17 protein-coding genes, 1 pseudogene and 1 riboswitch are annotated in these 13,754 nt (G+C 72.3%); of the genes and pseudogenes, 12 read left to right on the top strand and 6 right to left on the bottom strand.

Features of this window, described 5'->3' with window-relative positions; translation table 11 throughout:
- Positions 1-80 precede the first annotated feature (80 nt).
- Positions 81-1,109 (top strand): hypothetical protein, encoded by a 1,029-nt coding sequence (locus Aiant_RS42905; RefSeq protein ID WP_189330364.1) that lies wholly within the window; start codon positions 81-83, stop codon positions 1,107-1,109.
- Here the strand turns inward: Aiant_RS42905 and Aiant_RS42900 are convergent.
- A complete protein-coding gene (locus tag Aiant_RS42900) occupies positions 1,083-2,798 on the bottom strand; it encodes an Ig-like domain-containing protein (RefSeq protein WP_189330363.1) in 1,716 nt (571 codons plus the stop codon). The two genes, Aiant_RS42905 and Aiant_RS42900, sit on opposite strands and share 27 nt — an antisense overlap.
- 262 nt (positions 2,799-3,060) lie before the next feature.
- Here Aiant_RS42900 and Aiant_RS42895 point away from each other — a divergent pair, with 262 nt between their 5' ends.
- Complete coding sequence (locus Aiant_RS42895; protein ID WP_189330362.1) at positions 3,061-3,405, top strand: DoxX family protein; 345 nt, start codon at positions 3,061-3,063, stop codon at positions 3,403-3,405.
- On the opposite strand, the gene Aiant_RS42890 is transcribed toward Aiant_RS42895, so the two are convergent.
- Positions 3,331-3,570 carry a hypothetical protein gene (locus Aiant_RS42890; protein WP_189330691.1) on the bottom strand — a complete coding sequence of 80 codons (240 nt, stop codon included), beginning with the start codon at positions 3,568-3,570 and terminating at the stop codon, positions 3,331-3,333. The genes Aiant_RS42895 and Aiant_RS42890 overlap by 75 nt on opposite strands.
- 17 nt (positions 3,571-3,587) lie before the next feature.
- On the opposite strand from Aiant_RS42890, the gene Aiant_RS42885 reads away from it, so the two are divergent.
- Genes Aiant_RS42885 through Aiant_RS42875 form a run of 3 tightly spaced genes read left to right on the top strand, consistent with a single transcriptional unit; the run spans position 3,588 to position 5,046 of the window.
- Positions 3,588-3,824, top strand: coding sequence for a hypothetical protein (locus Aiant_RS42885; RefSeq protein WP_212846812.1), 237 nt, complete (start codon positions 3,588-3,590; stop codon positions 3,822-3,824).
- A complete protein-coding gene (locus tag Aiant_RS42880) occupies positions 3,821-4,504 on the top strand; it encodes an alpha/beta fold hydrolase (RefSeq protein WP_189330360.1) in 684 nt (227 codons plus the stop codon). The genes Aiant_RS42885 and Aiant_RS42880 overlap by 4 nt, the downstream gene beginning before the upstream one ends.
- Positions 4,501-5,046 (top strand): P-loop NTPase family protein, encoded by a 546-nt coding sequence (locus Aiant_RS42875; RefSeq protein WP_189330359.1) that lies wholly within the window; start codon positions 4,501-4,503, stop codon positions 5,044-5,046. The genes Aiant_RS42880 and Aiant_RS42875 overlap by 4 nt, the downstream gene beginning before the upstream one ends.
- Here the strand turns inward: Aiant_RS42875 and Aiant_RS42870 are convergent.
- From Aiant_RS42870 to Aiant_RS42860, 3 genes are read right to left on the bottom strand one after another with little or no spacing between them, the layout of a single operon-like run.
- The gene (locus tag Aiant_RS42870; protein WP_189330358.1) at positions 5,016-5,489 is read right to left on the bottom strand and encodes a GNAT family N-acetyltransferase; all 474 of its coding nucleotides are present in this window, start codon (positions 5,487-5,489) and stop codon (positions 5,016-5,018) included. The genes Aiant_RS42875 and Aiant_RS42870 overlap by 31 nt on opposite strands.
- Positions 5,490-5,499: 10 nt before the next feature.
- Positions 5,500-5,859, bottom strand: a complete 360-nt coding sequence (locus tag Aiant_RS42865) for a hypothetical protein (RefSeq protein WP_189330357.1) — start codon at positions 5,857-5,859, stop codon at positions 5,500-5,502.
- An 11-nt stretch (positions 5,860-5,870) separates the two neighbouring features.
- The gene (locus Aiant_RS42860; protein WP_189330356.1) at positions 5,871-6,284 is read right to left on the bottom strand and encodes a TetR family transcriptional regulator; all 414 of its coding nucleotides are present in this window, start codon (positions 6,282-6,284) and stop codon (positions 5,871-5,873) included.
- 90 nt (positions 6,285-6,374) lie between these two features.
- Here Aiant_RS42860 and Aiant_RS42855 point away from each other — a divergent pair, with 90 nt between their 5' ends.
- The 3 genes from Aiant_RS42855 to Aiant_RS42845 all read left to right on the top strand — a co-directional run bounded on the left by Aiant_RS42855 (position 6,375) and on the right by Aiant_RS42845 (position 9,549).
- Positions 6,375-7,763 (top strand): amino acid permease, encoded by a 1,389-nt coding sequence (locus tag Aiant_RS42855; protein ID WP_189330355.1) that lies wholly within the window; start codon positions 6,375-6,377, stop codon positions 7,761-7,763.
- A gap of 80 nt (positions 7,764-7,843) precedes the next feature.
- Complete coding sequence (locus Aiant_RS42850; RefSeq protein ID WP_189330354.1) at positions 7,844-8,527, top strand: hypothetical protein; 684 nt, start codon at positions 7,844-7,846, stop codon at positions 8,525-8,527.
- 185 nt (positions 8,528-8,712) lie between these two features.
- On the top strand, positions 8,713-9,549 hold the full coding sequence (locus Aiant_RS42845; protein WP_189330353.1) for an MBL fold metallo-hydrolase: 837 nt from the start codon (positions 8,713-8,715) through the stop codon (positions 9,547-9,549).
- On the opposite strand, the gene Aiant_RS42840 is transcribed toward Aiant_RS42845, so the two are convergent.
- Positions 9,540-10,457, bottom strand: a complete 918-nt coding sequence (locus Aiant_RS42840; RefSeq protein ID WP_189330352.1) for a S8 family serine peptidase — start codon at positions 10,455-10,457, stop codon at positions 9,540-9,542. The genes Aiant_RS42845 and Aiant_RS42840 overlap by 10 nt on opposite strands.
- Positions 10,458-10,540: 83 nt before the next feature.
- Positions 10,541-10,695: riboswitch (adenosylcobalamin (AdoCbl) riboswitch) on the top strand.
- Positions 10,696-10,702: 7 nt separating this feature from the next.
- On the opposite strand from Aiant_RS42840, the gene Aiant_RS42835 reads away from it, so the two are divergent.
- The 4 genes and pseudogenes from Aiant_RS42835 to Aiant_RS42820 form a co-directional block, all read left to right on the top strand.
- Positions 10,703-10,906, top strand: coding sequence for a CbtB domain-containing protein (locus Aiant_RS42835; RefSeq protein ID WP_189330351.1), 204 nt, complete (start codon positions 10,703-10,705; stop codon positions 10,904-10,906).
- Positions 10,897-11,661 carry a CbtA family protein gene (locus tag Aiant_RS42830; RefSeq protein ID WP_189330350.1) on the top strand — a complete coding sequence of 255 codons (765 nt, stop codon included), beginning with the start codon at positions 10,897-10,899 and terminating at the stop codon, positions 11,659-11,661. Before Aiant_RS42835 ends, Aiant_RS42830 begins: the two co-directional genes overlap by 10 nt.
- Before the next feature lie 73 nt (positions 11,662-11,734).
- Complete coding sequence (locus Aiant_RS42825; protein WP_189330349.1) at positions 11,735-12,211, top strand: MaoC family dehydratase; 477 nt, start codon at positions 11,735-11,737, stop codon at positions 12,209-12,211.
- Between the two features lie 19 nt (positions 12,212-12,230).
- Positions 12,231-12,740, top strand: a pseudogene (locus tag Aiant_RS42820) (acyltransferase family protein); the annotation flags it as partial.
- Positions 12,741-13,754: the final 1,014 nt, after the last annotated feature.

Here is a 13,754-nt window from a genome sequence, read left to right as displayed (position 1 = left end):
ATCCGGATCCGGTGTCGCCACGCTACGCCGACCTGTTCGGCCCCGATCCCGGCTGGTAACCGTGCCCTCTATCGTGAGGCGTGCTTGAAGCCCGTCTCGTCGCCACGGTGCCCGCGCCGCTGAGCCCGGCGTCCGCCGACCCGCCCGCGGTGACCGGATCGCTGCTGGTGCAGCGCGCCGACACCGAGTTGGTCGTCGACGACCTGAGTGGGCAGCGGGAGCGGCGGCGGTTTCCGGCGCCCTGGCCGCGCCCGTTCGGGTCGGTCGCCGTGTCGCCGGACGGGGAGCTGGCCGTGTTCGCCGGGGTGCACGCGCTGCGAGCGGTCGGCGCGGACGGGGCGGTGCGGTGGGAGCTGCGGCACGGATGCTGGTCGGCGGCGATGTGCACGGTCGCGCACGTGTCGTTCGCCGAGTATGCGCAGGACACCAGCCACTTTTACGCCGACCGGGGTTCGGCGGCGTTCTCGTCGGACGGCAGGCTGCTGTGGGCGCACGTCCGCGGCGACGACGCCGACGAGCAGTGGCTGATTGTGGACGCCGCGGACGGCACGGTGCTCGCCCGGGCCGCCACCGGGACGCTCGGGTCGGGGTCCGCGCACGTCCCGCACCCGGATCCGGCCTCCATGGGACTGACCGTCGCCGAGGACTCGCCGGCGTTGTGGGGGCACTGGGACGGGGACAAGCTGCACGTGCGGCGCTTCGACGAGGAGGTCCTGCTCGGCGTGAGCCCGTCGGGGACGCATCTGCTGACCACGGATCCGGAGCAGTCGGCGCTCCACCTGCACCTGTCCGCCGGCGGGGCGCAGGTGGGGCGGGCCGACGCGGACGGCGCGGTCCCGGCACCTCCGGGTGATGATCGGGCCCGCTGGGACCGGGTGGCGGCGGTCCCGTGGGATCACACCGCGGTCGTCGGCACCGAGGACTACACCGATCCGCCCCGGCACTGGCTGGTGGAGCTGCCGTCGATGACGGTACGCGGGCCGGTCGGCTACCCGTTCGCGGTGTGCGGGCCGGCCCGGGCCGCGGCCACCGGGATCTGGTACACGGTGGCCGCGGACGCGACGGCGGTGCACTTGTGGACGTCAGCGGGTGACGGTCCGCGTCACTGAGGTGACGTTGCCGGCCCGGTCGGTCACCCGGACGGTGAAGCGGTAGGGCTTCTTGCCGGTGCGCACGGTCGCGGTCAGCGTCGCCCGCGTCGTCTGCTTGACCAGCCTGGTGCCGGCGTAGAGCCGGATCGTGGCAACGCCGGTGCCCCGGTCCGCGGCCGCCGCCCGGACGGTGAAGGTCGCCGAGACCCGGGCGCCGCGCGCCGGGGTCACCTTGAGGGTCGGGGCGGCGTTGTCGTAGGCGACGGTCTTGGTGACCGTGCGGACGTTGCGGGCCAGGTCGGTGACGCGCAGGGTCCAGGTGTGGGTGCCGGTGCCGGTGGTGGCGACCCGGAACTGGTACGGAGCGCGGGTGGTGGTGCCGGCCGTCCGCCCGTCGACCAGGAGCTGGGCCTGGGCGATGCCGGTGGCGTCGGTGGCGCCGGCGCTCACCGTGACGGTGCCGTGGACCGCGGACGGTGCGGTGATCGCGGCGGTGGGGGCGGTGTTGTCGACGCGGACCACGCGGGTGGTCTCGGCGCGGTTGCCGGCGCGGTCGGTGGTGGTGACTTTGACGGTGACCCAGCCGTCGGTGGTGCCGATGGTGCTCCACGGCAGGGACCAGGGGGCGCGGAGGGTCATGCCTCGTTGGGCGCCGTCGACCTGCAGTTGCATGGAGGCGGTGTCGGGGGCGGCGGTGGTCAGGGCGACGGTGACGGCGCCGCGGACGGCGCCGGCCATGGCGAAGGCGGAGGAGGGCGGTGTGCGGTCTGCCGGGGGCGGCGAGGTGGTGGGCGGCGCCGGGGCGACGGTGGTCGTGCCAGGGGCGCCGGTCGTGAGGGCCGGGGCCGGGGCGGTCGTCGCCGGATCCGGGTCCAGGTTCCACGTGTCGGGAACCGCCGGGTCGGTGGTTGCCGTGACGGTCGTCGGCTCCGCGGGTGCGGGGTCAGAAGCGGCCGGCACGGTCGTCGGCTCCGGAGCCGACGGGCCAGAGGTCGACGGATCAGTGGCCGACGGGTCAGTGGCCGACGGGTCAGTGGCCGACGGGTCAGTGGCCGACGGGTCGGAGGTTGCCGGATCGGGTTCCGGGGTCGACGGGTCGGTGGTCGGTGACAGGTCCGGGACCACCGGGGCCGGCCCGTTGGTGACCGTGACGGCCTGGGTTGCCGTGCCGACGTTGCCGGCCCGGTCAACGGTCACGACCTCGACCAGCGCCGGCCCGTCGGCGTGGCCCAGGGTGCTCCACGGCGCCGACTCGGTGTAGCCGGCACTGCGTCCGCCGATCCGCACCTCCATGCTCGCGGTGTCTGCCGACGGCGCGACCAGAGTGACCGTGACCTGCCCGGACACCTCCGCGGGCAGAACGAATTCCGCGGACGGCGGCTCCGCGTCCGGCGCGATGACGTCCGGCGCGGGGGCATCCGATGCGACGGTGCTCTCCGCGGGGGCCGGGATCGTCGGCTCCTCACCGGCACTCGTCGGCAAGGACGATGAGGCCACCGGATCCGAGCCGGAGGGCTCCGATGTGCTCGGATCCGGCGCGGGCGTGGACTCCTGCGCGACGAGGTCCGAGGCGGCCGGCGACGGGTCCCGGCGCTGCGGTGGCGCTCCTCCGGCCGCCCACGCCGCGCCCCCGGCCACCAGCGACGCCGACGTCAGGGCGGCAGCGGCCACCGCCGCGACCGCCACCGTGCGCATCCCGTGTCTCACGCCCAAAGAATGACAATGCGACGACCGGACCGCACCCGCCCGGCAACCATTTGACGACCGCATCGGCGGTACTTCTGATTATTCGTTTCCGTCGCCGGGAACGGCGCCTGTCCGAATCGATGCGGACACCGTGCTCGTCGCGTACGCAAAAAGGGCTTGTGGGAAACGTCACCGGCCATTTTCCGGTGGCCGAACGGCCACCTCACATTCGGCCGTGCCGTCTCGTCGGACCGGTGACCCGTCACGGCCGGCAGGAGGCCCGATGTTCGCCGCTTACGTCACGCTCACCGTCGTCACCGCTGTCTTCACCGCGAGCGCCGCCGTCACCTATCTGATCGGCCACGACTACCCGAAGGCACAGCTGAGAATGAAGCGCCTGCCGATGTGGTGGCGGTGGCTGCTCGGCGTGATCCTGGCGCTCGGCGCGCTCGGCCTGCTGCTCGGGTTCGCCGTCCCGCTGCTGGGCACGCTCGCCGCGACCGGCCTGGTCCTCTATTTCGCCGGTGCGCTGATCGCCCACCTGCGGGTGGGCTCACACGATCTCGTCGGCTGGGCCGTCTTCTTCGTCACCACGGTCGCCAACCTGGTCGTCACCCTGCTCCGCTAGCGGGCCGGGCCGGTTGGCGCGCAGCCGGTTGATGCCGGCGTTGCTGCTGCCGTCGGCCGGGGTCGTCGCGGTCGGCGGCTCGTCGGTCGTGAACGTGCCCTGCTCCTGCGGCCCGGAGATGTGCTGGTCGGTGCTGGCGCCCGCCACGTGTTCGCTGCTCGTCATATGGTTCCCTTACCCGCTTGCCGGTGCTGGCTACCGTGCCGGGCAGGTGGCGGCGCCGCCATCCACAGCCGCGAATGTCGTCGGGCCCGCTGCCGGTGGTTTGCCTGATAGCCTTCGCCGGCAGTGCGCTGCTCGTCGCGTTCGCCGGCCCGGGCGGCCTCGCCGCCGCCGGCGCGACAGCCGGAATCGTGCTGGGCGCGTTCCTTCGGCGGCGCCTCGTGGCTGATGCGGAGACCGAGATGAGGAATTCGTGACGACGACGCTGGACGTCAATGATGTGACCATCGCCTATCGCACGGCGGGCGTCGCCGGGAATCCGCCGGCGGTGCTGCTGCACGGGCTCGGCGACAGCGCCGCCGATTGGGACACGGTCCTGCCGGACCTGGCCGCCACCCATTTCGTGTACGCGGTGGATCTGCGCGGGCACGGCGCCAGCTCGCATCCGGGCAAATACTCGTTCGAGTTGATGCGCGACGATGTCCTGGCTTTCCTGGACGCGGCCGGGATTCCCCCGTGCCTGCTGATCGGCCATTCGATGGGCGGCACCGTGGCGGCGCTGCTGGCGATCGAGGCCCCGCACCGGGTCACCCACCTGGTCCTGGAGGACAGCAGCGTCCCGCGCCCGGGCAGCCTGCCCCGGCCGCCGCTGCCCACGCCGGCCGAGCCGGCCCCGTTCGACTTCGCCGCGGTCAACCAGATCCGCGCCCAGCTCAACGACCCGGATCCGGCCTGGTGGCAGGCGCTGGCGAGTCTGCGCGTCCCGACGCTGATCATCAGCGGGGCGGAGAGTGCCATCCCGCACGAGCTGCTCGCCGACTCGGCCGACCGGATCCCGGACGCGGTGCTGGTGTCGGTGACGGCCGGGCACAACGTGCACGTGGAGCAGCCGACCGCGTTCGTCACCGAGATCCACCGGTTCCTGCATCCGGCATGAGACGCATCGTCGTCTACGGGGTGACCGGGTCGGGCAAGTCGACGCTGGCCCGGGCGATCGGCGAGCGTACCGGTCTGCCGTATCACGCGGTTGACGACCTGACGTGGGAGCCCGGCTGGGTCGAGGTGCCGATGCCGGTGCAGCGGGAGCGGATCGCGGCGGTCTGCGCCGGGGACGCGTGGGTGCTCGACAGCGCGTACCTGGCGTGGCTGGACGTGCCGATGGCCCGCGCGGACCTGATCGTCGGCCTGGACTTCTCGCGCGGGCTGTGCCTGTCGCGGCTGCTGCGCCGCACCCTGCACCGGGCGGTGACCCGCACGCCGGTGTGCAACGGCAACATCGAGTCGTTGCGGGAGCTGTTCACCCGGGACTCGATCGTGGTGCAGCAGTTCCGGTCGTGGCCGCGCAAACGGGCCCGGCTGCGGGCGTGGTGCTCGGATCCGGCGATGCCGCCGGTGCTGCTGTTCCGCCGGCCGCGCGAGGTCCGGGACTGGCTGGCCGGGCTGGGTGATCAGGGCAGCGGTTTGCGCATCTCCAGGTAGCTGCTGCCGTCCCAGTCGCGGGCGCGGCGCAGGACCTGATAGCCGTTGGCGCGGTAGAAGCCCTCGGCGTGCAGGGCGACGCCGGCGTGCAGGTGGGTGCGGCCGGTACGCGTACCGAAATCGGTTTCGACCGTGGCCAGCAGCGCGGTGCCGATCCCGCGGCGCCCGGCCCGCGGGTCGACGTAGACGTGCCGCAGCCGCTCGCCCTGCCAGCCGGCGCAGCCGAGGGTGTGCCCGGCCTCGCGCGCCACGAACACCGTCCGGCCGGTGATCATCGAGGCGATCTCGTCCGGGTCGACGTCGCCGAGCAGTGTCTGCACCTCCTGCGGCGAGTAAGCCGACGGTGCGTGCCGGGCGAACGCCGCATAACGGATCTCCAGGATCCGGGGCAGGTCGCCCGGCACGGCCGGGCCGATCGTCATGTCGCTGTCGCCGGTGGACACGCCCGCCACCCTACGACCGGATGATGGCGTGCTCCACCAGGTCCACGGTGGCACGCGGGTCGGCGACCTCGATGATCAGCCGGGCGTAGGTCTCGTCACGCAGCGCGATGACCACGGCCTTGTTCGGGTCGCGCACGTCCCAGAACACCATCTCGCCGTCCTTGCGGAACCGGCCGGCGGTCAGCCAGCCGGGGAAGTGCGTGCCGCCGGTGCGGATCCCCTTGAACTCCCGGTCGACGCCCGGGTCGAGGGTCGCCCCGGCGACATGGGCCAGCGGGATCTCCAGGCGGCTCTTGAGCGCCCAGAACTTGTCCATCCCGATGATGTCGACGACCAGGGTGTCGCCGTCGACGCGGATCTCTGCTGCCATGGTGGACGCTCCTATCCTTCGCGGGTGACCCGGGCGCGCAGGCGCATCCCGAGCAGGGTGGCGGTGGTCTCCGGCCGCACGGCCGTGTCGAGCTCGGCCAGGATCGTGCTGACCTCCCGGGCCACCTCCGGGTCCTCCGGGGCCCGCTCGGTGGCCGCCATCAGCAGCAGGTCCAGGGCCGGCTCGCTGACCAGCACGGCGGTGTCGGCCCCGATCAGTGGCCGGACCTGGTGCTGCAGGCTCCAGCGCAGCGCCCGCAGATAGAGCCCGCGTTTGCTGCCGAACACCTGGTAGAGGCTGTTGCGGTGCACGCCCAGGTGGCTGACCAGGTCGTCGACCGAGACGCCGTCGAACGCGCGCCGCGCGAACAGCGCGGCGGCGGCCTGCACGGCCTCGGTCTCGTCGAACGCTCGTGGTCGTCCCATGCCGATCACGCTAGCCGGTTTAGGAACGACCGGTCAAGAACAATCGTTCCTAAACTTTAGATCTATGGTGATGAATACCTAGGAGGTGCCATGCGCTCGGAGATCTTCCGCAGGAAACCCGTCGAGGACATCACCGCCGACCGCGACACCGGACTCGCCGCCACCCTCGGGCTGTGGCAGCTGACCGCCATCGGCGTCGGCGGCATCATCGGCGCCGGCATCTTCGCCCTGGCCGGCGCCGTCGCCCACGAGACCGCCGGCCCGGCCGTGCTCGTCTCGTTCCTGATCGCCGGCGTCGCCTCCGCGGCCGCCGCCCTGTCCTACGCCGAGTTCGCCGGCCTGATCCCCAAAGCCGGCTCCGCCTACACCTACGGCTACGCCGTCCTCGGCGAGATCGCCGGCTGGTTCATCGGCTGGGACCTGCTGCTCGAATACACCGCCATCGTCTCCGTCGTGGCCATCGGCATCTCCGGCTACTTCGGCTTCCTGGTCGGCGAACTCGGCGCCGACCTGCCCGCCTGGATGCTCGGCGCCCCCGGCAGCGGCGACGGCCACGTCGTCGACCTGTTCGCCCTGATCCTCTGCCTGCTCATCGCCGGCCTGCTCAACCTCGGCATCCGCGCCGCCGCCCGCTTCGAGACCGCCGTCGTCGGCATCAAGATCCTGATCGTGCTGCTGATCGTCGTCGTCGGCTGGTTCCACATCAACACCGACAACTACACGCCGTTCTTCCCGTTCGGCGTCGGCGGCGCCATCACCGGCGCCGCCACCGTCTTCTTCGCCGTCTTCGGCTACGACGCCATGTCGACCGCGGCCGAGGAGTCCGCCGACGCCCGCCGCCACCTCCCCAAAGCCATCATCTACTCCCTGGTCATCTCCATGATCCTGTACGTGCTGGCCACCCTCGTGCTCACCGGCATGCAGAACTACCAGGACATCGACCCGGAGAGCGGCTTCTCCAGCGCGTTCGCGGCCGTCGGCCTCACCGGCCTCGCCGACGTCATCGCCGTCGGCGCCATCATCGGCATCCTCACCGTCATGTTCACCTTCATGCTCGGCGTCACCCGCGTCTGGTACGCGATGAGCCGCGACGGCCTGCTCCCGTCCTGGTTCGCCCACGTGCACCCGGTCCGCCGCGTCCCCACCCGCGTCACCTGGATCGCCGGCATCGCCTCGGCCGCCATCGCCGGCTTCCTGCCCATCCGCGAAGCGGCCGAACTCACCAACATCGGCATCCTGCTCGCGTTCGTCGTGGTCTGCGTGGCGGTCATCGTGCTGCGCTACCGCCAGCCCGACCTGCCCCGGACATTCCGGCTGCCATGGATGCCGGTGATCCCCGCCGTCGGCGTGGTGTTCTCCCTGTGGCTGATCACCTTCCTCGCCCCGATCACCTGGCTGCGGTTCGCCGTCTGGTTCCTGATCGGCCTCGTCGTCTACTTCACCTACAGCCGCAAACACTCCCTGCTCAACCGCCGATAAAACCCTGTTCGGGTACGCCCGCAGCACGGCCCGCGCCCCGCCCGCTCACCTCCGGCCCGGTCCTGCCGATATACCCGGCCATGACGACCCCGCACCCGCCGACCCGCCGCTCACGCCCGGGCTGGCCGATCCTGCTCGCCGTGGCCGGGCTCGTCCTCGGCGGCGGCATCGCCGTCCGCCTCACCCGGCGGCGACCCACCAACTCGCCGGCCCCCGCACCGATCCCGGTCCTGCCGCCCCGGCCCGCCGGAACCTCCGCCGCCGACCCGTCCCGGCAGCTGACCCGGATGGCCATCGGCGGCGCCATCGCCGTCGTCCTGGCCATCACCATCGCCGTCGCCACCCGCCCCGCCCACCGCGGCGGCACCCATTCTCTGACCCTGACCGGCAGCAACGGCGCCCGGGCCGAGATCGAACTCCAGGACCACGACGGCGCCCCGGGCCGGCCGGCCGTCGTCTACGCCATCCAGATCCGCAACACCGGCACGTCCGCGGTCGACACCGGCCTGGGCAACGCCTGGGTGCTGGACACCAGGGGAACGAAATACCCGGCCGACGACCTGCCGGCCGCACTGGTATCGATCATCGGCGCGCGCGGCCTCGCCGGCCCGGCCTGGCAGCCCGATGCGAACGGCTACCTGTCGCCGGGCGAGCAGACCGTGAAGCGCTTTTACTTCACCGTCCCGCGGGACGCCCGCCTGACCCGCCTGCACATCACCGTCGTCCTGGACTCCGAGGTGGTGCACGCGGACTGGGACCTCTAGCCCGATCCACTCCCGTGCCACGGGCGGCGCGCAGTCGACCGGTTGTCCACAGGGCGTCGGCGGGATCGCTCGGATTCGGCCACACTCATTGATGGGCTCGGCCCCCCTGGGCGGGCGGGGTCTGGCACAGTGAGGCGATCTTGCGCAGGCGTCAGGTCCTCGCGCCCCCCGCCCGAGGTGACCCCATGACCCACACCCCCGCCTTCCACGAGATCGCCGACCGCGTCCACCTCCTGCGCCACCCGGTCCTCGACGTCAACGTCACCCTGATCACCGCCCCCGGCGCCGCCCTGCTCGTCGACACCCTGTCCACCGACACCCAGGCCCGCGAACTCGCCGGCGCGATCCGCCGGATCACCCGCGACCCGCTGACCATCGTCAACACCCACCACCACTTCGACCACTGCTTCGGCAACGCCACCCTGGCCGGCCCGGCAACCCCCATCTGGGCGCACGAGGCCGCCGCCCGCGAACTGCGCGACAACGCACCCCGGCTGCAACAGCACTGGTACGACGAATGGCTGCCCACCGACCCGGCCCTGGCCACCGGCCTCGCCGCCGTCACCGTCCGCGTCCCCGACCACCTGGTGCACACCGAGGCGAGCATCGACCTGGCCGGACGCCCCATCACCCTGCACCACCTCGGCCGCGGCCACACCGCCGGCGACCTGGTCCTCACCGTGCCCGACGCGCGCCTGCTGCTCGCCGGCGACCTGGTCGAACAGGGCGCCCCACCGTCCTACGGCACCGACGCCTACCCCCTGGAGTGGCCCGCCACCGTCGCCGCCCTGCTGCGCCTGCTCCCACCGGACGGCCTCGTCGTACCCGGCCACGGCGCCCCCGTCGACCACGCCTTCGTGACCGCCCAGCACCGCCAGCTCACCGAACTCGGCACGCTGATCCGGCAAGGACACGCCACCGGCGCCACACCCGAGGACGTCGCCGCCCGCTCACCGTTCGGGCCCGCCGCCTCGCTGGTCGCGGTACGCCGCGGCTACACCGCACTCACCGGTCAGAGCTGAGCGGCGGGACGCCACCGCCGGCGACGCGCCCGCGCCACCACCGCACCGATCACCGCCGCCACGGCGCCGGCACCGAGCGCCGCCACGACCGGCCAGTACGCGCGGCGGCGGGGCGTGACATTGCTGTGCGCGTACCGAAAAGGCGACGGCGCTGCCAGCGGACCGGAACCCGCCGCGGTCACCGCCCGATACGGATTCAGCCGCCGCCCCGCATCCGCGGTCGCCGCCAGGCGCCGCGCCACCTCGCCGGCCGAAGCCCCGGGGAACCGCTCCCGCACCAGGGCCGCCGCACCCGACACGAACCCCGCCGCAAAACTCGTCCCCCCATCACCGACCGCCACCAGATCCACATCCGGACCGGCCGGCGAGAACGGCGCCGGCTCCCCCGACGACAGGATCGCCCCCACCCCGATCACCCCCGGATACCCGGCCGGGAACCGGCGGCCCGCACCCGGCTGATTGCCCACCGCGGCGACCACCACCACGCCCCGGCCGAGCGCCTCGGCCACCGCCGAACGCACCCGCCGGTCGTCGGCCGCCACCACCAACGAGATGTTGATCACCTGGGCGTGACCCGGCCCGGCCGCCCACCGGATCCCCTCCGCCACCCGCGCCACACCACCGGCATCACCCGGATCACCGTCGCCGACCCGCACCGGCACGATCACCGCCCGCGGCGCCACCGCCAGGACCGACGCCGCCACCGCCGTCCCGTGCCCCACACAGTCCCGGCCACCCCGGCCCGCCGCGACCCGGCCGGCCACCTGCCCATTCGACGGATCCACCCCGGAATCGACCACCGCCACCCGCACACCCGCCCCGGACGCGACCGGCACCGCCGGATAGGGGCCGTGCACCACCGGCACCAGCGGCGCACACGCCACCAGCGTCCACAGCCGCCACACCATCCGACCCCCATCACAACGACGAACGTGAATGTTATCCGCGCCACGCCATCCCGGTTGTGCCCCCACCACCACGACAGCTAGGTTGTGAAGGCCATCTGCGGCGTCGTGAGGGAAACCGGTGAAACTCCGGTGCGGTCGCGCCACTGTGAATCGCCCCCCGGCCACGGGGACGCGATGAGTCAGGACGCTCACGCGACCGCAGCCTGTCCACCGGGACGCGTCATCCCGTAGGAGGTTGATCAGCCATGCCCAAGGCCCAGACCGTGCGGCCCCTCGCCATCCCCGCCATCTCCACCCGCCTGCTGCTCACCGCCGCCGGCGTCACCATCCTGCTGCTCGCCCTGGCCTACCTGGTCGCCTTCGACCAAGGCGCCCTGTCCCGCAGCGGCATGTACATGCACGAGCTCATGCACGACGGCCGCCACCTGCTGGGCGTCCCGTGCCACTGACGCTCAGCTTCGGGCGCCTGCTGACCGCCGGACTGCTCGCCGGACTCATCGCCGGCCTGCTGGCCGGCGGTTTCGCCTATCTGGCCGGCGAACCCCGCATCGACGCCGCCATCGCCATCGAGGAGCAGAACGCCCTCGCCCACGGCGAAGCACAGGGCGGCGAAGAGCTCGTCAGCCGCGACACCCAGAAAAACGTCGGCCTGTTCCTGGCCACCGGCCTCTACGGCACCGCCCTCGGCGGCTTCCTCGCCACCGCCTACGCCCTGCTCCGGCGCCGCCTGCACACCAGCAGCGACACCCGCGCCGCCCTCGGCCTGGCCGCCGCCGCCCTCACCGGCATCGTCCTGGTCCCCTGGCTCAAATACCCACCCAACCCACCCGCCGTCGGCGACCCCGCCACCATCAACCAGCGAACCTGGAGCTACCTCGCCGTGCTCGTGCTCGGCCTGGTCGCCATCTGGGCCGGCATCCTCGCCGCCCGCACCCAGACCCACGAGTGGCGCCGCGCCACCGCCGGCCTGCTCGGGTTCGCCGTCGTGGTCACCATCGCCTACCTGCTACTACCCACCATCAACGAGGTGCCCGACACCTTCCCGGCCGTGCTCCTCTGGAAGTTCCGGATCGCCTCACTCGGCACCCAGACCATCCTCTGGACCGTCCTCGGCATCGCCTTCGCCGGCCTGCTCAACCGACTGGCCACCAGCAACCCCACCCCGGACGTCGCCGCCGACAAAGCGGCCACCGCCGACGCCTGACCGGCACGCAGCACCACACCAGACGCCACATGGGCCCGACCCATGTGGCGTCTACTGCCACTAGGGTGAGGCGATGCCCCGGTTTACCAGCCTCGACGACCTGCTCGGCCACGACGAGCTGGGCACCAGCGACTGGCTCCTGATCGACCAGGACCGCATCGACGCCTTCGCCACCGTCACCGGCGACCACCAATGGATCCACACCGACCCCGAACGCGCCCGCAAAGACGGCCCGTTCGGCACCACCATCGCCCACGGCGCCCTCACCCTCTCCCTCTGCATGACCTTCCTGACCGAGGTCGTCGACGTCGACAACGTCACCTTCGTCGTCAACGGCGGCTTCGACCGCGTCCGCTTCCACACCCCGGTCCGCTGCGGCGCCCGCCTCCGCGGCAAAGTCCGCCTCCTCGAAGCCCGCCGCCTCACCGCCGGCGCCCGCCTCATCCTGCGCACCACCGCCGAAATCGACGGCGAACGCCGCCCCGCCTGCGTCGCCGACCAAATCCTCGCCCTCTACGAAACCCCCATTCCGCCGACCTCCGCCCCCTGACCGCCCTAACCTGGCGGATATGGCGCAAACCGCAACAGACCGTCCCCACCAACCCCGCCTTCTCGCCATGGACGGCCTCCGCCTGCTCTGCGCCCTCGCCGTCGCCGGCTTCCACTACGGCGCCACCTGGCAACTCGACGGCACCCACCCCGTCACCCAGCAACTCCCCGTCGCCAGCCACTTCCTGATCTACGGCATGCTCGGCGTCGAAATCTTCTTCCTCATCAGCGGCTTCGTCATCTGCATGAGCACCTGGGGACGCAGCCTCGGCGACTACTTCATCTCCCGCGCCACCCGCATCTACCCCGCCTACTGGGCCTGCGCACTCATCACCGCCACCGTCGTGACCCTGCTCCCGGTCACCACCGGCGTGCCCTTCGACGTCACCCAGTTCACCCGCCAGGACCTGGCCGCCAACCTCACCATGCTCGCCGAACCCCTCGGCGCCCACGTCCTCGAACCCGCCTACTGGACCCTCTGGGTCGAACTCCGCTTCTACCTGCTCTTCGCCATCCTCAGCTGGCGCGGCCTCACCTACCGCCGCGCCACCACCTTCTGCATCCTCTGGATGATCGCCGCGATCCTCGCACCCACCCTCAACAGCGACCTGGTCACCACCCTGGTCATGCCGAAATGGGCGCACTACTTCATGCTGTCGACGGTGGGGCGGCTCGGGCCGTCCACGCAGGCTCAGCTGACGGCCGAGCTGGGCGCGGACAAGTCGACGATGCTGCGCACGGTCGACGACCTGGACGTCACGGACCGCGTCGACCACCGAGCGCAGATGCTTGATCCGGCCGCCGATCCGGGCCCGGTACGTGATGTCCACCGTCTCGCCCCGCCCGAACGCGTCGGCGGCCCGCGAGTGGATCGCCTCGTCCTCGGGCAGCCGCAGCGCCTGGGACTCCTCGTCGCTGAGCGGGCCGTCCTCCGGATCCCGCTCGTAGATCCGGTACATCTCCTCGGACCAGACGATCCGGCCGGAGAGCAGGTCCCACTCGCCCCAGCCGAGGTTGCCGAGCCGCTCGGTCTGCGCGATGCGTTCACCCATCCGCTGCTGCTCGTCCGGGCGGACCCAGCTGTGCAGCAGGCCCGGCCCGATCGGGTGGACGCGCATGACGAGGCTGATCGCGACCCGCGCCGGGCCGTCGCCGCCCTCGTAGGTGACCGGGCCGACCTCCCGCGCCACCCCGTCGGCCAGGGTGTCCTGCCAGGCCTGCCAGATCGCTCCGCCGACGATGCCGGGATAGATCTGGCTGACCCGGCCGCCGACGACGGCCTCGCCGGGCCGGCCGGACAGGTCCACCACGGCCGGGCTCACCGCGACGATGTCGTAGTCGACGACCGTCTCCTGCGGCCCGCGGACCGGCAGCAGCACCGTGTGGTTGCCGGGCAGGGCGGCGAGCACCTGGCGCAGCGACCCGGCCCACTGCTGACCGGCCGGCAGGACCACCGGGTCACGCGGCGCGGCCCGTTTGGCCGGTGGCGGGCGCAGCACCTTCTCGACCGCGGTACGCACCGTCTGCCGGGTGGTGGGCGGCCG

Origin of the sequence: Actinoplanes ianthinogenes, assembly GCF_018324205.1 — a bacterium.
Classification (GTDB): Bacteria; Actinomycetota; Actinomycetes; order Mycobacteriales; family Micromonosporaceae; genus Actinoplanes; species Actinoplanes ianthinogenes.
The sequence above is the reverse complement of the archived record's forward strand: the minus strand, read 5'-3'. Positions and strand labels throughout refer to the sequence as shown.